This window comes from Planctobacterium sp. R6, from assembly GCF_055755215.1.
Genome location: NZ_JBVTQY010000026.1, coordinates 13113 through 37040, shown reverse-complemented (window position 1 = coordinate 37040; position 23928 = coordinate 13113). Strand labels below are relative to the sequence as shown.

The window sequence follows — 23928 nt, the reverse complement described above, 5'->3', positions numbered from 1 at the left end:
TAGTTAAACCGGTTCTGCCACCGGATAGAGTACCTGATCGCGATACCCGGTAATCACCGGAATGAGTCCCGCCAATTCAGCATTGAGTGCATCATCGCCAGTGTCAGCTATCAAAGGTCTGCCATTTAAGGCCTGGAGTTTGGTTTTGGTGGCCACCACGAGAATATTTTCGCGCCCGACGGCACGAATCACCTCCGGGCTTAATTGCTGATTGCCACGGCCAAAGATATGTCCCTGACCGCCAATTAAAGTGATCACCAATTTGCAATTTTGTCCCTGAACCTGTTGGAACAGGCTGTTGGCATTCAAATCACTGGCCAGCAGTTCCTGATGTTGCACCAGATCGACGCCCAGTAAGGTATTCGGCAAGCCCATCTCGTCCATGACCGCCGCAACTGTAGTGCCGGACCCCATAATAAAAAGCTCGTCTTCCATCAGCTCAATCACGTGCGCCGCGATATCGGCCAACACCAGCTCTTCTGATTCTTTACCGCCATTCTTAACTGCCTGAACATAATGTAATTCAGCAGGTATGCGCATGGCGCCGTATTGGCGGGCGCGCACTTTCCCTTCACGAAAGGCGAATTCGTCAATATCCATCACCTGGGCATCATCAAGGCTAACCAGTTCCCCCTGAATCAACTTCTCCACCACCCGGCCTGCGGCTTTGGGGGTAATGGCGTACACACCAGAGTGAATTTTAACGCCCGCAGGAATGCCTAACGCAGGCAGCGATTCGGGAATTACACTGCAGACGTTACGGGCGGTGCCGTCCCCTCCTGCAAACAATAAAATATCCACACCGTATTCTGCGAGGCATTTAACGGCATTTTCAGTATCCGCCGCTTCTGTTTGGGTGTGCTGAGGGGTATAAATCACCTCTGAGGAAAATCCAGTTTTCTCGGCCACATACTGCCCCATTTCACCGGCAGCCGTGATCACCTGTACGATATCTTTGTATGGAGCAAACACCTGCAGCGCCGTTTCAGTGCGTTGGTTGGCCTTTTTCTCTGCTCCGGCGGCCAATGCCATTTGCCGGATATCAGCACCGTCGCTGCCTTTGAGCGCCATAGCACCACCAATGCCGGCATAAGGGTTTATTACCAACCCTAAGCGAAACTTTCTGGCAGTGTTAAACCTGGGTAAAACATCAGACTGCGACATCTAAGCGAAGCTCCGGGTGAAATAAGGATAAATGTAGCGACGGCGTTTGGTAAAACTCCTGCATGGCCTGCACCAGCATTTGCGCGCGCGCGGGTAAGCCCTGCTGCAGATAGAATTCTACCTGATGTAAAACTTTATCCTGAAAGGCAAAGCGATCCACTGGAGCTCCGTTAAGATTGTCGGTACTCACCCGGAATTTCAGGCCACAGGCAACCGAAAAACACCACTCAAGGGCCTGCGGTTTTACTTCCACCTTTTCAAAAGCAGCTTGTTGTTCCTGATTGCGCCCATCCGGGCAATACCAGTAGCCGTAATCCACCAGTTGACGTCGCTGTTCACCGGCAATGCACCAATGCGCAATCTCGTGCAGGCCACTGCTAAAATAACCATGAGCAAATTCTATCCGGTGCCAGGCACATGCATCATCTGCGGGAAGATACACGGGTTCTCCGTCACCTTTGACAAGTCGGGTGTTATAGGATGCAAAGCACTGATTAAAAATGCCAATAAGATCCTGGTAGCAGTGTTCTTGCACCATAGTGCTTTTGGGCCTTCCAGTTAGATGATGAAAATTCGTGGGCGCGCATTTTAACGTTTCAGGCTGTTATCTGTCCAATCGCATGAATTTCGCTCCGGGTTGACACACTGGTACTACCAGTATCACAATCAGGGTAATCAACAGAGTCAGTATCAGGTCCCGTATGCAACTTTCCGATATCATTCATTCTCGTCGCAGTATCCGCTCGTTTAGCGACAAGCCCGTTAGTGACGAGGTACTAGAAACCTTGCTAAACACGGCGCTGGAATCCCCCAGCAGCTCAAACGCACAACCATACAAAATCGCTGTAGCCAAAGGAGATATAGCCCAGGCCATAGCTAAAGATCTGGAAGACAAATTTTGGCGCAGCAATGCCATTAACCGTCAGCCCCTGCCCAAAAAGCTCATCTCAGCACTCACCAGTGACGCGATGCCAGACAGCGATTTTAAGCCGATTTTAGGTAAATACCCCGGCATATTTCAGAAACGTCGGGTAGAAACCGGCATGGGTTTGTATAAAGTACTTGGCATCAAACGCGAAGATAAAAAAGCCAGGGATGAGCACATGGCGAAAAACTTTTCGTTTTTCAATGCGCCTGTGGCGGTGTTCTTTTTTGTGGACCCCCGTATGAAACACATGGCATTAGTGGATGCCGGTATATTTATGCAAACCCTGATGTTGGCGGCGACTGACATGGGCCTGGGCACCTGTGCTCAGGGAGCACTGGGTATCTGGCGCTCGCCTCTGGACAAACATTTCGACATTCCCAAAGAATACAAACTGGTTTGCGGTATGGCACTGGGTTATCCCGATGACAATGTCGTTAATCAATACCGACCAGAAAAGCTATCGCTGGACGACCTTGTAATTAGTAGCAAATGACACTATTTAGCCAATATTGAAAGATTAATCAGAGTTTGTTCCGGCATGAGTGAGCACATAGACAACATTGTTACCTACCTTCGCAGTTCGGCGGAGCTGTACGAGCGGGTGCAGGAAGATGGCCTGAACGAGCAACTCATCGCCCTGCGCCAGTGGCAATGTGAACGTCTGCTAAACAGTCATGCTGAAATGTGCAAGGTGCCCAAGTTTCAGGTGGCTATTCAGTTTTTTGTGGATGAACTGTACGGCCCTAAGGACTTTAGTCAACGGGACAAAGACATTGAGCGCGTGGTGCCTAAAATGAAAAAGTGGCTGCCTGATGAAGCCCTTGAATCACTGGCGGTAGCCATTCACCTCAATGCCCTGTCGCAAGAATTGGACGTGGCAATGTTACGTCAGTTGAACGGCAGCGAAATCAACCGGGACAGCTACGCTCAGGCCTATGTCGCCTGTAACAACCCAACCGAACGGACGCTGCAAATTGATTATATCGAACAACTGGGGCTGGATTTAGCCCAGGTAGTGAGGTTACCCGGCATTGGTCTGATTCTGAAAATGGCCCGTACTCCCGCCAAAATGGCAGGACTGGCAACCTTACAGGAATTTTTGGAAAATGGCTTTACAGCCTTTAAACGACTCGGTGACGTACAGGAATTTATTGTGCCTGTTGTCAATAAAGAGCGTGACATCATGCAACAGCTGTTTGCCGGAGAAAATCCACTGCCAGCGATTTAGCCAACAAGGTGGAATGTTAACACCCCATTAAATCACTGTAAAAATGAGGAAAATAAAGGCCTTTATCGGCTTTTTATGAGCAAAAGAGGTGAGGCTGGCTAAATTTTCTGCTACATTCCGCGCCTTCAAACATTAACTTTTTAGTTCCCTAATACCCCACCAGATATCGCAACACACAGGTTGCACTGCGGGCATTGCTATTTCGGGAACATCGGAGACAAACATGGAACAGAATTACGGTTTTTTTACGCGCCTGTCGATGGCATTTAAAATGATTTTTAGTGGTGCTTATACCCGCACCTTATTACAACCCGTTGCAGCTGAACCTGAAGTTCCTCAGGTTGAAATCAAAGAACACAATCAGGACAGCGCCTTGCAATTAATCTCACTGTTGCAAAAAGAAGGGCGACTGGTGGATTTTATCAATGAAGACATTAACAGCTTTGCCGATGAGCAAGTGGCCGCCGCTGCACGCGTAGTGCATCAGGGTGTTAAAAAAGCGCTGGCGGAGCATGTCAGCTTTACGCCGGTGAGCGAAACACCGGAAGGCGAAAGCATTACTTTGGCAGCGGATTACAATCGCAGCCAATGGCAATTAACTGGTAACGTTGCCGGTCAGCCTCCCTTTACCGGAACAGTCATTCACAAAGGCTGGCAGGTCACCGAGATGAAACTACCCGCGGTGGTGGAAGGTACTAACCTGAATGTGGTTGCCGCTGCCGAGGTGGAGCTATGAGTGAGGCCCGATTTAGTGTCGGTATCGACTTAGGTACCACTCACTGTGTGTTGTCTTACACTGAGTTAGCGCACAACAAGCAACAACAGGTATTGGCTATTCCACAGTTAGTGGCGCCGGGTCAGGTGGAACAACGAGAGGCCTTGCCCTCATTTTTGTTTTTACCCAACGCTGCGCAATTTGACAGTCAACAACTGGCTTTACCCTGGTCTCAGGAATATCCGGTTACCGGCCAATTCGCCAGAGATTTGGGTCAAAAAACCCCGGACAGATTGATCAGCAGCGCCAAAAGTTGGCTGTGCCACAATCAGATAGACCGCCGCAGCGGTATTCTGCCCATTGACGCGCCAGAAGACGTCACCAGGCTGTCACCCTTTGACGCTTCCAAAGTCTATTTACAACATTTACACAGTGCCTGGCAGCAACAGTTTCCTGATGCCCCGCTGAACGAACAACAAGTGGTGATCACGGTGCCTGCATCCTTTGATCCCGCCGCCAGAGAACTGACGATGGCCGCTGCCGCAGAGGCAGGATTAGACCACGCCGTACTGCTGGAAGAACCCCAGGCAGCCTTATACAGTTGGATAGCTAAAGCCGGTGACAACTGGCGTGAACAGGTGTCTGTTGGCGATATTATTTTAGTGGTAGATATCGGTGGTGGTACCACGGATTTATCCCTGATGGCCGTCAGTGAAGAACAAGGGGCACTGCAACTGACCCGAATCGCAGTCGGTGATCATATCCTGCTGGGCGGTGACAACATGGATCTCACCCTGGCTCATGTGGTGGCACAAAAACTGGCGCAACAGGGCAATCGTCTGCAACCCTGGCAGATAAATGGTCTGGCGCATGCCTGTCGCTCAGCCAAAGAAACACTACTGAGTGACAATGACACTCAACAGGTGCCTCTGGTTGTACCCAGCAGAGGTTCCAGTTTAATGGGCGGCAGCATGCGCGCTGAATTAACCCGCGATGAAGTACAACAAGTACTGATTGAAGGCTTCTTCCCGGTTGTTCCCGCTGATGCCGCGCCTCAAAAACGCGGACGAGCAGCACTCTCTACAGTCAGCCTGCCCTTTGAACAGGACGCCGCCATTACCCGTCACCTGGCCGCTTTTTTGCAGAAACAAAAACAGGCCAGCGAACATTTGCATGGCTTCAACGGTGACAATGCCAATAGTTTTATGCACCCCACCGCGATTTTATTTAATGGCGGTGTTGCCAAAGCTGACAATATCGTGACCCGCATCACAGAAGTGGTAAACAGTTGGCTGAGCAGCGAACAGGACAATGGCCTGAAAGTATTAACCGGCATAGATGTAGATCAGGCGGTAGCCAAAGGGGCCAGTTATTATGGTCAGGTCAGACTCGGAGACGGCATCAGAATTCGCGGGGGCACCGCAGCGGCGTATTACGTGGGTATTGAGTCTGCTATGCCCGCCATTCCGGGCATGCCGCCCCCCATGGAAGCTTACTGTTTGGCGCCATTTGGTATGGAAGAAGGCACCGAGGCGGATTTGCCATCACAGGTATTTTCTCTGGTGGTGGGTGAGCCGGTCCGGTTCAGCTTTTACGAATCAAAAACCCGCCGGGAAGATCAACCTGGCACCCGTTTAGATTTCTGGACCGAAGAAGAGCTAACCGAATTACCGGAAATCGAGGTAACGCTGCACTCTGACAGATACAAAGCCGGAGACACCGCTTCCGTGCAATTACTGGCGTCCATCAATGAATTAGGCACACTGCAATTGAGCGCCATGGATGTCAATAGTGACGATCATTGGCAGGTTAGTTTCGATACCCGAAATTAAACCAGATCGGTGTAGCCAGATCTCATCTGGCTACCTGTCTTTCAGATACATCACAATTCTTACAGCGCTGAAAAAGTCACTCAATTATGCAAAAGAAATATGTTTTAGGCATTGACCTTGGCACCACCAACATAGTAGTTAGTTATTGCTCACTGACTGATAAAAACAGTGATATCAAGATATTTCCAATTCCACAGGTGGTGGCACCGGGTCAGATAGAAGCCCTGCCTTTGCTGCCTGCCCTGCGCTATCACTACGCTGAGGAGTTTGACCAATCAGCCACACAGTTGCCCTGGAAAACCGATACAATCAACAGTGAACTCACCAATGCTGTCATCGGTAAATATGCTCAGGAGTTGGGCAATAAAACCCCGTCGCGCCTGGTGAGTAGTGCCAAAAGTTGGCTGGGTTACCGCGGCGAATCCAACGCCGAAATTCACCTGCCTGAACAAGCACCGGAAGGTGTGCAAACCTGCACGCCACTGGAAGCCACAGCCAGTTATCTGGCCTACATTGCCGCCGCCTGGGATCATCAGTTTCCCGATGCCCCGATAGCACAACAGTCAGTAGTCATCACCGTACCGGCTTCATTTGATGATATCGCCAGAGCGTTAACTATTGAGGCCATTAAGCGCGCCGGATTTAAAGATTTTAGTTTACTGGAAGAACCGCAGGCCGCCTGTTATTACTGGGTCGCTGAGCACAACACAGAGACGCTAAAAGGCCATAAACACCTGATGGTGTGTGACGTGGGTGGCGGAACCACCGATTTTACCCTGATTAAAATTGGTAAGTTTTCCGAAAACAGCCCGGTGCCGGAGCTGGAACGCATCGCCGTCGGTGATCACCTGATGCTGGGCGGCGATAATATGGATCTCACTCTGGCAGTTCGGGTGCTGCAGAAGATGGAATTGGAGCCCACGCAGCGCAACATGAGCCAGGTACTGGTGCAATGTCAGCGGGCCAAAGAAATCTTGTTGTCAGACGAGGCACCTGATGAAATTCGCATTCAGTTGCAAACCGGTGGCAGCAGTTTATTTGGCAGCGTGAAGGAAACCCGCTTAACCCACAAAGAAGTGCAACAAGCATTGCTGGACGGCTTTTTCCCTCTGGTGACCAGTGGCAGTCATCCCAAGTCCCGCAAACGCTCACTATCAGATTTATCCCTGCCCTATCCCGCAGATGCGGCTATCTCCAGGCATATTTCCAGCTTCCTGAGCAATGAACAGCAAGCCTTGTTGGAAGATGAAAGCGACGCACAGGACATGGTGATCCCCGATGTCTGGCTGTTAAACGGTGGCCCTTTCCTGAGTGCACAAATCCAGACCCGGTTAAAAGCCCTGGTGGATGGCTGGAGCAGCGACAACGATATCACCTGGCTGACTAATCCCGAACCACAAACCGCTGTCGCTAAAGGCGCAACCTTATATGGTCGTGCCAAAGAGCAAAACCAAAAACTCATTAAAAGCGCGGTGGTACGTCACTACTTTCTGAAAGCTGCCAGTGCCGAAGGCGACAAAGCCATCTGCCTGTTGCCCAAGCACACTGAACTCAATACAGCGCAGCAGTTAGCTCAGCAGTTCACTTTACGCAAAGGGCAAAAAGTACAGTTTGATATTGGCTACAGCCTGGAAGAAAAGTCCTTCAGTGTAGGTGAAACCCTGCCCTGGCATGAAAGCCTGCACCAATTACCGGGCCTGAAAACCACACTGGAAGGTGATTCAGAGGTAGAGGTAAATATTGTTGCGCAACTGGATGAGCTGGGCGTACTCAATGTGGTGCTACATGAAGTGGGTGCTGCAAATCAACATGAATTAGCCTTTAATTTGCGCAACGAAGAAGACACCAGTCAGGCAGAGTTACACCCTAATATTTACAAAGTCATTGCCGCTATTGATAGCTGGTTTGGTCCGGCCGGTAAAAAACCGGCTAAAGAGCCTCTGCGTAAAACCCTGGAAAAACTGTTAGGCAAACGGGACAGCTGGAACAGCGCCGATGCCCGGTATTTGTTTGACCACCTGTTGGCACAGGTGAGTCGTCGTCGACGCAGTGAAATCCATGAGCGCACCTGGTTTAACATGGCAGGCTTCTGTTTGCGTCCAGGTATTGGCTATCCTGGTGATAAACAGCGCATCGAGGCCATCTGGTCGTTATACAGTCAGGGCATTCAATTTGTGCAATCCGCTGAAATCTGGGCTCAATGGTGGGCTTTCTGGCGTCGCGCCGCAGCAGGTCTGACTCAGGAGCAACAGCTGATCTTGTATACCGATACTAATCATGTGTTACCCGCCAACAAACGCAAGCAAGGTGGTAAAGTAAAAGTTACCGCCGCGGTTGAAGAGAAAATCCGCTTAATTGGTAGCCTGGAACGCCTGCCCACGGATATCAAACTCAACATTTTAAACAGCATCGGCAATCAACTGGGTGACAAAAAAGTCAATAAAGATATGGCCTGGAGCGCAGCGCGCCTGATAAATCGCAAAATGATTTATGCTGACAGCCGCTATGTGGTACCGGTAGAAGTGGCGCAAAAGCTGATCGAAAAAGCATTACAGCAGGACTGGAAAAATAACCCCAATCTGGCGTTACTGGCGGTATCCGGCGCTAAACCAGTGGCGGATGTCGATCCCATAGATGAAAAACTGAAGCAACAAATTGCCGAACGACTCAGTTCGCAAGACAGCTATCTGGCCATTCTGAAGGGAGACGAAAGCGCCAACCAGAACAACCAGTTATGGGGCGACGAGTTACCTTCCGGGCTGATACTTTGAAAAAGTAAATAACCCATCATCTAAAGAAGATGGCTTTGTATTGACTCCGTATAAGGGAGTTCAGAAAGTCAGCAATTTGTTCAGTTCGAAGTGCTATTCATGGTCCCTTTAAACGCAGTAAGCTAAGTATTCAGATCACACAACAATGAGAAGTATCAGGGAAGATACTTCAATCAATGCCAGTATAGGGACATACTGTCATTGATGGTCATTGTTGTGCTGAATACGAAGGTTACGCTTTGCGTGTCAAGGGCTGCGGAGGATTCTTAAGGAGTGCCGCAGGCAGCATTCCTTAAGGCGTCGCCGGCGCCCCGGCAAAACAACATCAAGCGTTGAAATTTTGGTACTTTGCGGGCAAAGCCCTTTTGAAAGATAAGCACCTACTGAAATAGGTGGTTTTGGGCTGAAAACCAAAACAGCGGGCCAACGCCCGCTGTACTATTTCATCCTAAGCGCTACCTGAACAGTACCTTTTCCTGTTTAAACCAGTACACACAGAAGGCCAGCAGGCCACCAGCAATCACCAAAGTGGAAGTCAGGATGCCCATTAAGGCGAAATAATCCATGGTGCCTTTGATCAGTTCTTTGATGGCCAAAGCCACGTTAGTCAGCGGCACCCAGGCCCAGATCCCTTCCAATGTAATGCCAGGCGCCATCGCCACAACGATGGGCAAGATCACCATGAGAATCAGACTGCTCATATAGCTTTGCGCTTCTTTATAACTGCGGGCATAAATTGACAGGCTCAACAAGATAGCGGCAAAAATAGACGCCACCGGCACCAGCATCACAAACATCAGAATGTAATCGATAACGGCAATCTGGGTCATCATGTCCTGAATAAAAGTGATGGCCATGCCCTGACCTATCATTATGCCCCAAAAGCCCATACTGAATATGGTTACCAGCGCTGCCACTATGGCCGCAATCAGCACTACCACAAACTTGCCCAGCACCAGTTGAGTTCTGTCCAGTGGCACCAGCAATAAAGTTTCCAGTGTGCCTCGTTCTTTTTCACCCGCGGCCAAATCACTGGCCGGTACCATGGCACCTTGCAGACACAATATGAACAACATATAAGGGATCAATCCGCCGATTTTTTCACCCCAGTTTTCACGGGCTTCTGCGATATTGTCTTTTTCCAGTACCACGGGTTTTAACAACGCCAACTGCTTAGACTCTGGCACCGACAATGTTTCAAAAGCCTGCTGCCGCTTATTTTCGTTCAGCGTAGCCACATACTCTTTGATGCGGGTTTCCACCATATTCAGGCCAGCATCATTTAAATACAGGGTCACGGTACTTTGCCCCACGTCCAGTACTGCGCCGGCGGCATTAGCGTCCAGTTCAATAACAAAATCTAACTGCTTGTCGCGGATTTGTTGTTTAAAATCAGTTGGTTCCGCTAAAGAAACCAATTCAAAACTGGCATCATCGCTAATTTGCTGCACCAGTTCAGGATGATGTTGACCGCCAAGCACAGCAAATTTGAGTACTTTGTTTTGTGCGTCATCTAATGCTTTGGAGGTGAAATAGCCAATGGCACCAAACATAGCAGGGAACACCAGCATCGGTAAGGCAATCATAAAAAACAGGGTTTTGCGGTCCCGCAATAACTCTTTAAGCTCTTTTTGTACCACTAACCACATTAGCCTTCTCCTCGCAGAATATTCATAAACGCGCTGTTCATTGACTGACCCGCCCCTCTAAATTGCGCAATATCATTCATATACTGAGTGCGCCCCAAATTAATAACGGTGACCTGATCACACAATTCCGCCACTTCATCCAGATGATGAGTAGAAAAAATCACCGGGGTATTTTGTGTTTTAAGGTGTCGGATAAAATCCATAACGGTTTGTGTCGCCATAATATCCAGACCGGTTGTAGGCTCATCCAGCACCACCACTGACGGTGAATGCACAACCGCTCTGGCAATGGCGGTTTTTTGTTTCATGCCGCTGGAATAGTGCTCTGAACGGCGGTCCAGCCAGGCATCCATATCCAGCATGTCAGACAGTTCCTGAACCCTGTGCTCAGTTTCTTTGGCAGACATACCGTGCAGGCGAGCAAAATAACTGATGTTTTCGCGTCCGGTTAAACGGCCATACAGCCCGGTATTACCGGACAAAAAGCCGATGGATTTGCGGGCAATAGCGGGAGAATCTGCGACATTGTGACCGTTAATGGCTATTTCACCTTTATCGGCCTTTAAGGCCGATGACAACACTCTGAGGGTGGTGGTTTTGCCGGCGCCATTTGGCCCCAATAATCCCAAAACTTGTCCTTTTTCACAGTGAAAAGACACGTCTTCCACCGAATAAAAGAAAGGCCCTTTCAATCGCGGATCGGCTTTTTCCTGTGCCGTCAGCTTTTTGGGATTTTCAACGCGAAATCGTTTTGCCAGTTGCTTAACTGTAATCATCCGTTTATACCTGTTATTTTGTTTTTGGAACTATCATAGTGTGACTATGCTGATTTTTATTACAAAGAAAATTTTTTATCTGTTTTTTTGGGGACAGCTTGTGTAAAAATTAGGACGAAGACAGGCGCATTGGCGCAGAATTACCAAAGACATGAGAAAACAACAGGTCAGGATATAATGGACGACAATAAACAGGCTCCCGAAAAGCCAGAAGAACCACAGTCAGGCAATACCGAATCACCAGAAGAAGCGCAACCGACAGCAGAGAACCCTTATGCCAGCCCGACAGAGAGCCAGCCTGACGAATCTCCGGCAAATGCGATGGGCCCCATCGCGGCATTACAGGCCATTATTCTCAAACCTAATTCAGTGTTTGCCCGTATCAAAGATGCGCACAACTGGTCGTGGGTGGCCTTTATATTTGTGGCCTTCTTCTCTGTACTGCCGACCTGGTTGTATTTCAATCAGATTGACATGAACTGGTACAGCGATATGGCAATTGAAATGCAGATGCCTGATGTCAGCCCGGCAGAGAAAGAACAGGCAAAACAACTGATGTTACAACAAAGCATCGGTAGTTTTACCGCCTTCTTTTTGGTCATCGGTATAGTTATCATCAACGCGGTATTTGCCTTTTATCTGACAAAAATTACCCAAATTGATGAAGACAATGTATTGGGATTCAGCGACTGGTACGGCTTTACCTGGTGGGTGTCATTGCCATTTGCCTTTTTTAGCATATTAACGACAATCATACTTCTGCTCTTTGGCGGCCCACAAACACCACCTGAATATCTGAGCGTATTTTCCCTGGCGTTTGTATTAGGTCTGACCATGGATTCAGCCTGGCATGGCTGGGCACAAGGGATCAGTGTGGATGCATTATGGGTGATTTATCTGACAGCGGTGGGGGTCAGCCAATGGACCCGGTTAAGCACCCGGCAATGCACCATTATCGCTACTGCACCCTTTGCCATAATCTGGGGTGTGTGGGCACTATTTCTTATTTTTTAAGACCAGGGCCCCACTTTTTGAGATCAGGCTCTTGTCCGCAGCGGCCTGAAATAGTCCTGATTGTCATAGTATTCAGGGCTGTCATTATTGGGGTCCCAACCTGGGATCCCCAAAAGTGGTAAAGGCTTCATCATTTTCTTTTCCCTGAACAACGCACCTTTGTGGATAAGCTTGCACAATTCTTTGTCCAGATATTGATACTGTTCTTCAAGCGGCATTGCATAAAAGTCATCGGTGACAGCGATAGCGATGTATTTACCGGTCAAACCAATGTATGGCGCTAACAACATTTCGTAATTGGCGTGTCCAAACATAAAAAGCTGCGTTGAAGCCTGCCATTTTTGCCGCTGTTCAACAAAGGCCTCATGCCATTGGTGATTTTGCAAGGCTTGCAGATGTGTTTTATCGCAATAAGTCAACACCGCGCCACACTCATCAAAATGAGTAACGCGATTTCTGACCGCAGTGCGGGGATGCAAGCCGTGTTGTTGAATTTCAGAGATATGCAGTTGATTTAAGGCTTTTTTACTGGCCGGAAACAGACACCAGATAAGCGCATTAAACAGGTCATGCCAGCTGTCAGGCCTGGTGGGTACGCAACCGGTCTGATGAATGATTTCTTCGTAATACAGGCCGTCGGTTTGCAGCGCGGTTTCTTTTTTCTGCAATGCAGCATCACAAACGAAGCGCATACCCGACAACCCACTTGCCGCTGCCCACGCATTGAGTGTAGCGACATCCACAAAACCTGATTGCTGTTGCATTCTGAAAAGCTGTGCCAGATGCTTAAAATAAGGCTTTTCCAGCCAGGAGGTAAACCAATTTTCAGGGGTGACAAATCGTTTTGGGGAATACTGCAAACCACGTTCCGGTTGATAAAGATGAGAATTTGAATAAGCTTAAGCACGGAATCCTGTCCCAAGGGACAAATCTCCCGACAGAAAACATTATACAAGAGAATAAAAATGCGAAAATCTTTTTATGGTATCGCGCTGGCAGGTTTGCTGTCAGGCAGTGTTGCGGCAGATACGTTTGAACAAGCGTTGCAACAAGTTAAAGAACAAGATCTCAGAGAGCATGTAAAAACCCTGGCTTCAGACAAATTCGAAGGTCGTCAGCCTACCACGATTGGCGAAGCTTACACTCTGGAATACTTTACCCGTCAGTTTGACAAGCTGGGTTACACGCCCGGTGTCGATGGCAGTTATTTACAACCGGTAGAATTGGTTAAAATCGAAGCCGATCCAGACATGACACTGGATATCGCCGGTGACAAATTTGAGTACAAAGTAGGTATGGTGGCCGGCACCAGCCGTGAATCCGAACTGGTAGAACTGAAAGACTCAGAACTGGTGTTTGTGGGTTACGGTGTCAACGCACCGGAATACGACTGGAATGATTACGAAGGCCTGGATGTCAAAGGCAAAACGGTAGTTATCCTGGTGAACGATCCCGGATTTGAAAACCCGGATAGCGGTAAGTTCCAGGGTAAAACCATGACCTACTATGGCCGCTGGACCTACAAATACGAAGAAGCCAGCCGCCAGGGCGCAGCCGGCGCATTGATTGTGCATGAAACCGCCCCCGCCTCTTATGGCTGGTCTGTGGTGGCCAACAGCTGGAGTGGTCCGCAATACGGTTTGGTTACCGCCGATGGCAACCAAAGCCGGGTAAAAGTGGAAGGCTGGTTATCAGTAGAAGCGGCGCAACAGGTGTTCGCTAAGGCCGGACTGGACTATGCGGAAGAAAAACGCAATGCTCAACAAGGTCCATACTCAAAAGCGATGGGCAGCAAAGCTTCAGTCACAGTGAAAAGCACACTGAATAAATCCACCAGCTATAACTTTTTAGCGACACTTCCCGGCAGCAAGCGCCCCGATGAGCACATCATTTATACCGCTCACTGGGATCATCTGGGTAAAGACCCCGCTAAAGAAGGCGACAATATATACAATGGTGCCCATGACAATGCCACCGGTAGTGCCGCATTGATTTCAATTGCGAAGGCATTTGCCAGTTTAGAGCAGCGTCCCGAGCGCTCAGTGAGTTTTTTGCTGGTAACCGCTGAAGAACAGGGATTGTTAGGCTCCAAATATTATGCTGAGCACCCGGTTTACCCACTGGCTAAAACCGTTGCTAACCTGAACATTGACGCCATGAATATCATGGGTCCCACTAAAGATGTTGAAGTAGTGGGCATGGGTAAATCTGAGCTGGAAAAATACCTGAAAAAAGCAGCGCAGCGCACAGACCGTGTGTTGGTGCAGGAAAGCCGTCCGGCAGCGGGCATTTACTACCGCTCCGATCACTTCAGCCTGGCGAAAAAAGGCGTTCCGGCCCTGTATGCCAAAGGCGGTCCAACCCCACTGAACGAAGAGATTGCCGATTACCGTAAGAAAATGTCCGTCATCCAGACGGGTTGTTACCACCAGGTTTGTGACCAATATCGCGAATCATGGAACTTTGAAGGTATGGTGGAAGACGCACAAATGTACTTTGAAATAGGCTTTGATATCGCCTCTGGTGACGACTGGCCACAATGGAGTGAAACCAGCGAATTTCAAAGACCTTAAGGATAATTATCCTAAAAGACGAAAAATGGGCGGTGTTATCCGCCCTTTTTATTGCGTTTTTGGTTTAAGTCACAAAGCGTGGCGAACCTGATTGTGTGAATTTTGCACAGCAAATATCAACACGCTCTAAGCTATTGTAAAAAAATTACAGTTTTAACTTGCATTTTCCGGCCATACTGGCACATTCAGGGGCGTAGGACGTTGTTAGGAATGAGGCCAAAGACGCTAAAATATCGTTATCTTTCCCTTCGTAATTTTATCCCGGTTACCGTTCCCGGCAACGCCATTTTTTAGATTCACCAAAACAGAGAGAAACCTAAGTATGTGCGGTATATTCGGTATTTTGGACATTAAAACCGATGTGTCAGAACTCAGGACGCAAGCCCTGGATTTGTCAAAATTGTTGCGCCATCGCGGCCCGGACTGGTCAGGTATCTGGAATAATAATAATGCCATTTTGTGTCACGAACGCCTGGCCATTGTTGATGTAGATACCGGTGCCCAACCTCTTGTCAGTCGCGACGAAAATAAGGTGCTGGCAGTTAATGGTGAAATCTATAATCACAAAGAATTAGCAAAAAATTTAAACACGCCTTATCACTTCCGTACCAAGTCGGACTGTGAAGTCATACTGCCGTTGTACGAACAAAAAGGCGTGGAGTTTATTGATGACTTAAAAGGCATGTTTGCCTTTGTTTTATACGATGAGACTCAGGATGCCTATTTAATCGCCCGTGACCACATGGGGATTATTCCGCTGTATACCGGCCATGACGAACACGGCAATTTTTACGTAGCGTCTGAAATGAAAGCGCTGGTACCTGTATGTAAAACGGTAAACGAATTCCCTCCGGGTCACTATTTCTGGAGCAAAACCGGTGAAATGGTGGAATATTACCAAAGAGACTGGATGGAATACGACGCCGTTAAAAATAATGAGTCTGACCTTGATGAATTAAAAGGCGCTTTTGAGAAAGCAGTTAAAAGCCACATGATGTCAGACGTGCCATACGCCGTACTGCTATCCGGTGGTCTGGACTCTTCTTTGGTGTCTGCGGTAGCAGCCAAATATGTTGCCAAGCGCGTTGAAGACGAAGACAAGACACAGGCCTGGTGGCCGCGCCTGCACTCATTTGCCGTAGGTCTTGAAGGTGCTCCTGATTTACAGGCTGCGCAAAAGGTGGCGGACATGATTGGTACCGTTCACCACGAAATACATTTCACCATTCAGGAAGGCCTGGACGCCATTCGCGACGTCATTTACTTCCTGGAAACCTACGACACTACCACCATTCGTGCCTCTACGCCTATGTACCTGATGAGCCGGAAAATTAAGGCCATGGGCATAAAAATGGTGTTATCCGGCGAAGGTTCTGATGAAATATTTGGCGGCTACCTGTATTTCCACAAAGCGCCAAATGCCAAAGAATTGCACGAAGAAACCGTGCGTAAATTGCAACGCCTGCACATGTTTGATTGTGCCAGAGCCAACAAGGCCACCTCCTCCTGGGGTGTGGAAGCGCGTGTTCCCTTCCTGGACAAAGAGTTTATGGATGTGGCCATGCGCCTGAATCCTCAGGATAAAATGTGCTCTAAAGAGCGCATGGAGAAGTGGATCCTGCGTAAGGCCTTTGATAATGGCGAGTATTTGCCTTCTGAAATCTTATGGCGTCAGAAAGAGCAGTTTGGCGATGGCGTAGGCTACAGCTGGATTGATTCTATCAAAGATTATGTTGATCAAGCGGTCACGGACCAACAGATGAGCACAGCGGCGTTCCGCTTCCCTCATAATACGCCGGATACCAAAGAAGGCTACTTCTATCGCACCATTTTCGAAGAGTACTTCCCACAAGAAAGTGCCGCAAAGTGTGTACCGGGTGGCAAATCTATCGCCTGTAGTACTGTTGAGGCCCTGGCCTGGGATGCAAGCTTCCAGAGCATGGCAGATCCGTCAGGTCGTTCTATGAAAGACGTGCACGGCAAGCAGTAAGTTTTACTTTGCTAACAATGAAAAAAGCCCGTCAGTGATGCTGCCGGGCTTTTTGCTTTTTAACTGCGCTGAACTAGTGTGGCAAGCTTTGCTGAAACTTCTCCACCAGGCCATCCCACTCTGCAGAGTCACCCCGTACCAGATGGGCTGAGTTCTTAAATAAAAACTTCGGTGGCGTGAACAGGTAAGAGCGCTTTTTAAATATCCAACTTCGGGTTATACCATGCCCGTCATCACCGCACTCCTGTTTGGCTCCCAGATCGAACATACTTTCCACCTCATTTAATCCCTTTTTAATGGCCTCCTGATTTTTAGCGCTGTCAGGTTCAATACTGATCAAAACGGCGGTGGTTTGCGGTATCCCCATCAGAATTTCACAGATAAAAAAGATACTGCCACCGCGAAAATACATGGCTTCATTGCTGCCCAGTGCTACATTGGCATGCCTGGCCAGTTGCTGTTGATAACGCATACCGTTAAACATGGCCCGGGAAAATGGCAGATGCACATCACCAAAGTTGCGATTTAAGACATGCTGCAAAAACTCCTTGCCCATAGACTCCCCCACCTTTTCACTGCGAAAAACCCCTTCTTCCACATTAACCTCAACAAACATCCCCGACGACAATAAAATGCTTTTTACCGCCTGATAATTGTAGATGGAGTATGGCTTGTTGGTTTTCGGGTTTTGGGTGGTATGGATAGCCTTTGACATCGCAGAAAAAAACACCGTGACATCGATGAAGCTATTTTTAATGTCTTCATCAAAGCCACTGATATTTTTTTCCGAGGTGCAGAGCATAATATTACCGGTTTCGTTGAACATGTAATATTTTGGCAGGGGCTGATACACCGAGGCTTGTTGAACTTTGCTGGCCGACGGTTCCGGCCCGCCAAACCAACGCTTTAACCAGCTAAACATGTATCACCCTCAACCAGACAGCATTAACCTGTCGCCTGATGATTACGCCTGTCAATGATTAGGACTCAGTTAAACTTTGTTTTAAGGTATTCACCAGTTCGTTAAAGTCCGGGTTGTCCATGGCTTCGTTTAAATTCTTCGCTTCCGGAATAAAGGCCGGCGGTACAAACAGGTACGTGGTTTTATCAATATTCAGTGAATACGTTTTATTCTGTGCTTTAAAGCAAGGCCCGGCCTGAAACACCTTTGACGCCTGTTGCGAGTCAACACTAAGCACAATTGGCGTAATGGAAACAGCGCCTAACAAATATTCACAGACAAAAATTATGGTGCCCACTTTGGTATCTGTGCTGGTGCTGGAACCCGCGACGGTGATGTCCTGACCTTTTTTTCCGATATCCCCCAGCATTTGCATTAATGAATTGCCTACAGCCGCCAGACCGCCACTGAAGCCCAACAATGCGGTAATTAATTCACTGCCAAAGGTAACACCCCAGGACTTACTGCTAAACTGCACATTACTCTCGGTGACCTTAACAAACAGACCCGAGCGGGATACCACTTTATCAATCGCTTCGATATCGTACAGCGTGTCATTGTTTTCACTCATGGCCTTGGTCATCGCGGCAAAAAACACACTGACCTGGCCAAAGGCCTCTGACGCTTCCTGCGAAATGGCAGCGCCTTCAGAACTACCGCCATTAAGCGTTGTAGCCACAAACAGATTGCCGGTGGCATTGATAGCAAATTCCTTCGTAGCAGGGATTTCCTTAGCCTGTGACAGGGTGATCGATTTTGCCCGACTCTCGGCATTACTCACTATCGACCAGTTCGCCGGGTTTGAGCCACTTCCTGATCCAGTGCTCGTGCTTTCAGTATCTTCCGCCATTGTGATTCTCCTTGTTCAGATTGATTAATCCATAGATACATTCAGATGTGAAACAACGCATTTATGGTAAGAAATAATATTACCAAAAAACCATAGCATATATTTTCTGTTTCACACTTCAAAAATGAAATTTTTTCTTATCAAGGCTGAAACTCACTCGGTTCGAGTCACAAGAGGAAGATAAAAAGCCAACATAGCCCGGAGAAAAAGAACTAAGCGACAGAACCGTCGCTTAGTGTACTAGATTTATCAGGCTGCTGGCTGCAAAGCCTCATCATAGAAAATGGACTTTTCAATAGTACTATAAAACTTTTGATAGACATCCTGCTCAGTGATCTGTTTGTGCTCGACAGTTTCACCATCTGGATTATCCCGACGATAAACAAAACTGGTTCGCACCTTCATACTCTCTCCATAAGGTGAGATAGTAATGGTGGCGCTGACTGTTTCCACATCGTCCATATTGCCATCGGTAAACAGTAAAAATACCCCATAGGTCAATACGGTAAAGGCGGTTTTTTGCAGCGTTTCCCGCGCATTGAGCTTGGTGCTGCTGACTTTCCCCTTCACCAGACCTGACTGGATATCCGCGACATCAATCACAAAACCATCATCCTGCAATGCATTGAGTACTGCATGGAAGATCTCCTGATTGGTTTTTTGCTGATAGGTGCGGGTTTGATATTCTCTCAAAGCGAGGGATGGCGGCTTAACTGAGCTGGCGCATCCGGCTAAGAGAATGAATAATACACCGCCCCATAATAACCTGGCTGATCTCATTCCTGTCTCCAATTAATATGCGCTACGGAAATATGAGACGTCCGACACATTGTCTTGCTCATCCAGCTTGATGATCACTGTTAAACTGCGACTGCTGGATTCGCTTTGGCTGCTGCTGCCACCCAACAATGCTGCCACGTCAGAACCGGCCCCCAGGACATTAATCCCTAAACGACTATCACTCTTTGTCTGTGAGATTTTGTCGTAAATCCAGACTTCGCCATTGGTATCCGGTGATTTCTTTACAATATTTGGACTACCGAGAGTTTGGGCCACTTTAAGTGCAGAAACCCCTTTAGTGATTTCTTTTTGTACCAGCCCCACAGTCAACTGTTTTTCGTCGTTGTCTGCGGTATTGGCACAGGCCATCAAAGTTAACGATAAAGCACCGGCTACAAATAGATTTCGAATTTGATTAGACATACAAGCTATTCCTTTAGGAAAAATGATAGGGTTGAATAGAAAATGGCGTACAAACGCCAATCGCTCTTCCTGACAAAAGTAACAAACGTTTTGGGGAATAAATTTATTCCTCAGCGTCGACAATATACGTTTAATCAGGGCAGCGATATGTACCAATTTGTAAGCAACATTGTCTGCCTGCGACTGACAATCAGGATGAACTTATTGGAAGTGAAAAATTGTGGGAAGAGATTGAGAAAAGTAACACCTGCCAGATACTGCTATCCACAGTAAACAGCCGCTCCGATAGAGCGGCCTGGCATTGCACTTATAAAGTACCTTCTTGCTGCTCTGCCTGAGTGCGCAGGTAATACTCCAGCAGAGTTTCACCCGGACGAGGGCCAGAAGACGTGCCTTTTTGCGTTGAGCCAGTGCAGTCACCTGTTACACCACCAGTGACCATAGAAGTTTCGATTTGATTTAACATACGCATAATGATTTCCTTTTCTTAAATGTGATTTGCAAAGGTACCATTCCTTTGCACCTTGCTTTCTGTAGCAACGAAGTTTGTTGCAGAAAGTGAAGTAATCATAGGCGCTAAAAAATCGTTTGTAACCTGTACTAAAGTACAGTTTTTGCTTCAGGACAACTTATTCACGTATATCAAGATACAGTTCGCTGGAATACTTCATGGCTTGAGCCAGCTTTGTGCCGTTATTTTTATAGTATTGGTCAAAGTCCTGCTGACTTTGCCACTCAGTGATCATGGTGAGATCTGGTGCAGCTATGTAACCAAACAAACTTTGGGCATCAGCATAATTAAATATCACCTTTCCGCCTGCCTGCTCAATACCTGTCAGCATGTCTTCGCTCAGCTCAGAAAAATCACTGGCATCAGTTTGCCAGTAAGCGCCAAATACATAGACTTTATCGGCATCAAATGCCACATTCATATCCTCGGTAATCTCATAATTACTCATATTGAAGGTACTCCAGATAGCAAAACGACGCTCGGCAATATCCGGCTTTTCTTCAACCAGTTGAGAGAAAAACGCCTTCCGCTGTTGCCAGTCACCAGGCCAGCTGGCTATAGCAAGAACTCTGGGGAAATACTGACCACTCACAGGATTTCGGGTGATGCGAAATGCCGTGGTATTTTGATAACCCATGGCAACAGCGGCCGGGCCAATATCGGCGAAATATTGTTTTTTAAGGGGTTTGCCATCCTCGCGGTCTGTTAAAAACAAAAAGTCAGCCACCTGATCTTTCTTAAAAGTCAGATTTGAGGTTTTAGCCTGTACAGAGCTATTAAAGGCCAAAAGGCCAATTGTCAGCGTTAGAAACAATTGTTGAATGAGTTTTGCCATTGATTTGCTACCAAATTCGCACTGGCCAGACTGCCACCAGCGACATTGTTAAATTCAGGGTTTTCAAAAACTTGCGACGTCAATCATTGCATCATTGCTGAAAAATTCTGCTGATTTGAGGTTAAGTTGCCAAACTTTGGGGTCAACTACATTTTGAAGACTATTCAAGCGAAAATTGACTGCATATCACTTCCCTGCCCCTAAAACTGCAAGCAGACTGCCGACACGGACAAGTGTTTTTCAGGGATAAAAGTCAACTGGCCCTATCGGCAGGTCTTTTTTGGACCTATTGGATTGAACAAATAATCACCTACAGTAATACCCAGGATTGGGCCTATGGGCAAAACATTTTCCGCAAAGGAATCTGCGCACAGCAAAAGGTAATAATAATGAATACAAAACAACTGATTGGCGCACTACTGGTAACATCCTGCGCATCAATCGCACAGGCCGACACCATCTTTTACGATGGTTTTGAAGATAACAATGCGACTGGCTGGTCGTTAACCGGCAACGTGCAAACATCTGGTACCCAATCTATCGGCAATTATGCGTTGCGCATGAAAAAAACCGCGACAGCCACATATCAGCTCAGCACGGTGGGATATTCAGCGGTTAATGTGCAAATGCAAATGGCAGCAACCGCGCTGGAAGCAAACGATAATGACAGTTGCAATATTGATATCTCCACTAATGGCGGCAGTAGCTGGACAACAATCTTAACCCTGGTGGATGGTCAGGACGATGCGACATTTTACAGCGCCAACTATGCCGATGCCTCCCTGGAAGACAACCCCGCAGTGCAACTGAGATATCGCTCTGTGGCAGATGATTTAGGTGATTATTGCTGGGGAGACGAAATCCTGGTTACCGGAACACCGGGAGGACTAACGCCGGCTCCGGAACTTGAAATATCGGGCAATTTTAATTTTGGTAGCGAGCAAATCAATAGCACCAGTAGCCAAAGTTTAACGCTGCAAAATACCGGGACTGCAGATTTAATTATCGGAGCAATTACCTCCCCTTCAGCGCCATTTAGTATTAGTCAGGATACTTGCAGTAATAGTATTCTTACAGAAGGTACAAGCTGCCAGATTAGTGCAGATTTCAGTCCCGTTAGTACCGGATACTTTACCGATAGCATCAGTATTAGTTCTAATGATAGTGACGAAAACCCTGCCATTGTGAGCTTATCGGGCACTGGCAGTGACCAACCGGGCGGTGGTGTTGATGATTTTGACCCGCTAACCGGAAATGGCAATGTCAGTCGTAGTGAGTTGACATTCTCTACGCTCAATACAGGTTCAGACCCCGGAACATTAGTGGACATGTCCGCCTATGGATTACCTGCCAATGCGGCACCACCTGTCAATACGTTTGAAGGGCGACTGGTATTGAATAGCGAAGCCAGCAGCGGTGGATTTACAGAAATTAAGGATACTTTTCGATACACAGGAAGCCAGGATGCCACGCGCAAACACCTACCCGAATTTGATTATGAATTTGTGCAAACCGGCAGCCACATTGTCCCCGTGCAACGCGGAATGTTAGCCAACAGTCATCCTGAATGGGAGTATATTCTCGAACCTGGTCGGGTTTGGAATGAAAACACCGACAGTGGTTATACCAGAGTGGCATTACCCTTTTCGTTACAACAAAAAAATGCCAACTGTGTGCATAACGGCGTAATGACTTTCGGTTTCAAAGATGACGGCAGTATTACTCAGGTGTCCTACCAAATAGCTTCTGAAACCTGCCTCTATTATAAAGTGGATATGTGGGGATTGTTAGGAGCAACCTACACTCCGTCAGCCATTGCAAATGCCGAGAGTATAAAAACGGCGCATCAGGCTGAAGTGGCCGCGCGTATTCCCACCAAGTCCATTGCTGAACTGGCCAACGATTATCCGGGCACCCAAACCGCTAATTTCAGCAACAGTATCAGTACCGACCATATGACGCTTTTTGGCTTGTATATTGATGGTACCAATTATGTAGGTGGCTGTAATACACGCCATGGTACCTACCCCTATTGTGATGTGTTACGTGTGCCGTCGTATTCAACGGCAAAAAGTAACTTCGCTGGTGTTGCGATGATGCGTCTGGAACAAAAGTACGGCAATGTCATGAATCAAACCATTGATGGTTTTGTCGCAGATTGCAATGCCAATGGCAATTGGGATGATGTGAGCATCGAAAATGCCGTCGATATGGCAACCGGCAATTACAAACTCGCGGGCTATATGAGCGATGAGGGTGCCAGTCACACTAATGATCTGTTCTTGCCGGAAGACCACGCCAGTAAAATCAGTTATTCCTGCACTGAGTACCCGCGTAAAGCTTCACCGGGCACAACGTGGGTTTATCACACATCTGACACCTACATTGCTGGCACGGCCATGGATGCGCTGGTTAAACAACAAGAAGGCGCCAGCAAAGACATATTTGACCATATCGTGCTCGATGAAATCTGGAAGCCACTTACCATCGGCCAGTCGACACTTTCAACCCGTCGCACTTACGACAGTGTTGCCCAACCATTTGCAGGCTGGGGGTTAACTTACAATGCAGATGATACGGTAAAACTGGCACGCTTTTTAGCTATTGATGATGGCATCATCAACGGTCAACAGATCCTCGACAGTGACGAGCTGGACGCCGCACTGCAGCGCATTAGCAGTGACCGTGGCCTTGTACCCACATCGGGCTTTTATTATAAAAATGGATTTTGGGCAAAAGACATGTCGTCAGATACCGGGTGTACTGATATGTATGTCCCCTTTATGTCAGGGTACGGTGGTATTACTGTGGTCCTGTTACCAAATGACACCGTTTATTATTATTTTAGTGATAATGATGAATTTGGGTGGGCTGATGCCGCAGTAGAATCCCATAATATGCGCAGTTTCTGCCCATAGACACATAAGC

General features: G+C 47.8%; 20 protein-coding genes. 9 read left to right on the top strand and 11 right to left on the bottom strand.

Annotated features, from left to right (window positions below):
- Positions 1–3: 3 nt before the first annotated feature.
- Positions 4–1164, bottom strand: coding sequence for an ATP-NAD kinase family protein (locus AC0J20_RS15655; protein WP_473022419.1), 1161 nt, complete (start codon positions 1162–1164; stop codon positions 4–6).
- On the bottom strand, positions 1151–1702 hold the full coding sequence (locus AC0J20_RS15650; RefSeq protein WP_473022418.1) for an elongation factor P hydroxylase: 552 nt from the start codon (positions 1700–1702) through the stop codon (positions 1151–1153). Before AC0J20_RS15650 ends, AC0J20_RS15655 begins: the two co-directional genes overlap by 14 nt.
- A 163-nt stretch (positions 1703–1865) precedes the next feature.
- Between AC0J20_RS15650 and AC0J20_RS15645 the strand changes: the two genes are divergently transcribed.
- The 5 genes from AC0J20_RS15645 to AC0J20_RS15625 all read left to right on the top strand — a co-directional run bounded on the left by AC0J20_RS15645 (position 1866) and on the right by AC0J20_RS15625 (position 8638).
- On the top strand, positions 1866–2585 hold the full coding sequence (locus AC0J20_RS15645; RefSeq protein WP_229529159.1) for a nitroreductase: 720 nt from the start codon (positions 1866–1868) through the stop codon (positions 2583–2585).
- Between the two features lie 45 nt (positions 2586–2630).
- Positions 2631–3320, top strand: a complete 690-nt coding sequence (locus AC0J20_RS15640; RefSeq protein WP_229529160.1) for a DUF8198 family protein — start codon at positions 2631–2633, stop codon at positions 3318–3320.
- 223 nt (positions 3321–3543) lie between these two features.
- On the top strand, positions 3544–4056 hold the full coding sequence (locus AC0J20_RS15635; protein ID WP_229529161.1) for a DUF2760 domain-containing protein: 513 nt from the start codon (positions 3544–3546) through the stop codon (positions 4054–4056).
- Positions 4053–5867, top strand: coding sequence for an Hsp70 family protein (locus AC0J20_RS15630; RefSeq protein WP_473022417.1), 1815 nt, complete (start codon positions 4053–4055; stop codon positions 5865–5867). Before AC0J20_RS15635 ends, AC0J20_RS15630 begins: the two co-directional genes overlap by 4 nt.
- An 86-nt stretch (positions 5868–5953) precedes the next feature.
- Complete coding sequence (locus AC0J20_RS15625; protein ID WP_473022416.1) at positions 5954–8638, top strand: Hsp70 family protein; 2685 nt, start codon at positions 5954–5956, stop codon at positions 8636–8638.
- A gap of 455 nt (positions 8639–9093) precedes the next feature.
- On the opposite strand, the gene AC0J20_RS15620 is transcribed toward AC0J20_RS15625, so the two are convergent.
- Both AC0J20_RS15620 and AC0J20_RS15615 read right to left on the bottom strand, forming a co-directional pair.
- Positions 9094–10287: an ABC transporter permease gene (locus AC0J20_RS15620; RefSeq protein ID WP_473022415.1), complete on the bottom strand. Its 1194-nt coding sequence runs from the start codon at positions 10285–10287 to the stop codon at positions 9094–9096.
- Positions 10287–11063, bottom strand: a complete 777-nt coding sequence (locus AC0J20_RS15615) for an ABC transporter ATP-binding protein (RefSeq protein ID WP_473022414.1) — start codon at positions 11061–11063, stop codon at positions 10287–10289. The genes AC0J20_RS15620 and AC0J20_RS15615 overlap by 1 nt, the downstream gene beginning before the upstream one ends.
- A 177-nt stretch (positions 11064–11240) precedes the next feature.
- Here AC0J20_RS15615 and AC0J20_RS15610 point away from each other — a divergent pair, with 177 nt between their 5' ends.
- Entirely contained in the window at positions 11241–12077 is an 837-nt protein-coding gene (locus AC0J20_RS15610) for a Yip1 family protein (protein ID WP_473022413.1), read from the top strand.
- 23 nt (positions 12078–12100) lie between these two features.
- On the opposite strand, the gene AC0J20_RS15605 is transcribed toward AC0J20_RS15610, so the two are convergent.
- Entirely contained in the window at positions 12101–12937 is an 837-nt protein-coding gene (locus AC0J20_RS15605; RefSeq protein ID WP_473022412.1) for a DUF3025 domain-containing protein, read from the bottom strand.
- Between the two features lie 105 nt (positions 12938–13042).
- Between AC0J20_RS15605 and AC0J20_RS15600 the strand changes: the two genes are divergently transcribed.
- Both AC0J20_RS15600 and asnB read left to right on the top strand, forming a co-directional pair.
- Positions 13043–14650, top strand: a complete 1608-nt coding sequence (locus AC0J20_RS15600; protein ID WP_473022411.1) for a M28 family metallopeptidase — start codon at positions 13043–13045, stop codon at positions 14648–14650.
- A 322-nt stretch (positions 14651–14972) separates the two neighbouring features.
- On the top strand, positions 14973–16640 hold the full coding sequence (gene asnB / locus AC0J20_RS15595; RefSeq protein ID WP_229529169.1) for an asparagine synthase B: 1668 nt from the start codon (positions 14973–14975) through the stop codon (positions 16638–16640).
- A gap of 73 nt (positions 16641–16713) precedes the next feature.
- Here asnB and AC0J20_RS15590 read toward each other — a convergent pair whose 3' ends face one another.
- From AC0J20_RS15590 to AC0J20_RS15565, 6 genes are all read right to left on the bottom strand, one after another.
- Positions 16714–17562 (bottom strand): hypothetical protein, encoded by an 849-nt coding sequence (locus tag AC0J20_RS15590; RefSeq protein WP_229529170.1) that lies wholly within the window; start codon positions 17560–17562, stop codon positions 16714–16716.
- 58 nt (positions 17563–17620) lie between these two features.
- Positions 17621–18451: a hypothetical protein gene (locus tag AC0J20_RS15585; protein ID WP_229529171.1), complete on the bottom strand. Its 831-nt coding sequence runs from the start codon at positions 18449–18451 to the stop codon at positions 17621–17623.
- A 249-nt stretch (positions 18452–18700) separates the two neighbouring features.
- Positions 18701–19231, bottom strand: a complete 531-nt coding sequence (locus tag AC0J20_RS15580; protein ID WP_473022410.1) for a hypothetical protein — start codon at positions 19229–19231, stop codon at positions 18701–18703.
- A gap of 12 nt (positions 19232–19243) precedes the next feature.
- Positions 19244–19654, bottom strand: coding sequence for a hypothetical protein (locus AC0J20_RS15575; RefSeq protein ID WP_229529173.1), 411 nt, complete (start codon positions 19652–19654; stop codon positions 19244–19246).
- A 307-nt stretch (positions 19655–19961) separates the two neighbouring features.
- Positions 19962–20126 carry a hypothetical protein gene (locus AC0J20_RS15570; protein ID WP_229529174.1) on the bottom strand — a complete coding sequence of 55 codons (165 nt, stop codon included), beginning with the start codon at positions 20124–20126 and terminating at the stop codon, positions 19962–19964.
- A gap of 157 nt (positions 20127–20283) precedes the next feature.
- The gene (locus AC0J20_RS15565; RefSeq protein ID WP_473022409.1) at positions 20284–21000 is read right to left on the bottom strand and encodes a hypothetical protein; all 717 of its coding nucleotides are present in this window, start codon (positions 20998–21000) and stop codon (positions 20284–20286) included.
- A 389-nt stretch (positions 21001–21389) separates the two neighbouring features.
- On the opposite strand from AC0J20_RS15565, the gene AC0J20_RS15560 reads away from it, so the two are divergent.
- Positions 21390–23918, top strand: coding sequence for a choice-of-anchor D domain-containing protein (locus AC0J20_RS15560; RefSeq protein ID WP_473022408.1), 2529 nt, complete (start codon positions 21390–21392; stop codon positions 23916–23918).
- Positions 23919–23928 lie beyond the last annotated feature (10 nt).

Bases quoted from the DNA above. Each gene is read 5' to 3' on its own strand.
- AC0J20_RS15655 (WP_473022419.1), bottom strand. From the start codon at position 1,164: ATGTCGCAGTCTGATGTTTTACCCAGGTTTAACACTGCCAGAAAGTTT.
- AC0J20_RS15650 (WP_473022418.1), bottom strand. From the start codon at position 1,702: ATGGTGCAAGAACACTGCTACCAGGATCTTATTGGCATTTTTAATCAG.
- AC0J20_RS15645 (WP_229529159.1), top strand. From the start codon at position 1,866: ATGCAACTTTCCGATATCATTCATTCTCGTCGCAGTATCCGCTCGTTT.
- AC0J20_RS15640 (WP_229529160.1), top strand. From the start codon at position 2,631: ATGAGTGAGCACATAGACAACATTGTTACCTACCTTCGCAGTTCGGCG.
- AC0J20_RS15635 (WP_229529161.1), top strand. From the start codon at position 3,544: ATGGAACAGAATTACGGTTTTTTTACGCGCCTGTCGATGGCATTTAAA.
- AC0J20_RS15630 (WP_473022417.1), top strand. From the start codon at position 4,053: ATGAGTGAGGCCCGATTTAGTGTCGGTATCGACTTAGGTACCACTCAC.
- AC0J20_RS15625 (WP_473022416.1), top strand. From the start codon at position 5,954: ATGCAAAAGAAATATGTTTTAGGCATTGACCTTGGCACCACCAACATA.
- AC0J20_RS15620 (WP_473022415.1), bottom strand. From the start codon at position 10,287: ATGTGGTTAGTGGTACAAAAAGAGCTTAAAGAGTTATTGCGGGACCGC.
- AC0J20_RS15615 (WP_473022414.1), bottom strand. From the start codon at position 11,063: ATGATTACAGTTAAGCAACTGGCAAAACGATTTCGCGTTGAAAATCCC.
- AC0J20_RS15610 (WP_473022413.1), top strand. From the start codon at position 11,241: ATGGACGACAATAAACAGGCTCCCGAAAAGCCAGAAGAACCACAGTCA.
- AC0J20_RS15600 (WP_473022411.1), top strand. From the start codon at position 13,043: ATGCGAAAATCTTTTTATGGTATCGCGCTGGCAGGTTTGCTGTCAGGC.
- asnB (WP_229529169.1), top strand. From the start codon at position 14,973: ATGTGCGGTATATTCGGTATTTTGGACATTAAAACCGATGTGTCAGAA.
- AC0J20_RS15590 (WP_229529170.1), bottom strand. From the start codon at position 17,562: ATGTTTAGCTGGTTAAAGCGTTGGTTTGGCGGGCCGGAACCGTCGGCC.
- AC0J20_RS15585 (WP_229529171.1), bottom strand. From the start codon at position 18,451: ATGGCGGAAGATACTGAAAGCACGAGCACTGGATCAGGAAGTGGCTCA.
- AC0J20_RS15580 (WP_473022410.1), bottom strand. From the start codon at position 19,231: ATGAGATCAGCCAGGTTATTATGGGGCGGTGTATTATTCATTCTCTTA.
- AC0J20_RS15575 (WP_229529173.1), bottom strand. From the start codon at position 19,654: ATGTCTAATCAAATTCGAAATCTATTTGTAGCCGGTGCTTTATCGTTA.
- AC0J20_RS15570 (WP_229529174.1), bottom strand. From the start codon at position 20,126: ATGCGTATGTTAAATCAAATCGAAACTTCTATGGTCACTGGTGGTGTA.
- AC0J20_RS15565 (WP_473022409.1), bottom strand. From the start codon at position 21,000: ATGGCAAAACTCATTCAACAATTGTTTCTAACGCTGACAATTGGCCTT.
- AC0J20_RS15560 (WP_473022408.1), top strand. From the start codon at position 21,390: ATGAATACAAAACAACTGATTGGCGCACTACTGGTAACATCCTGCGCA.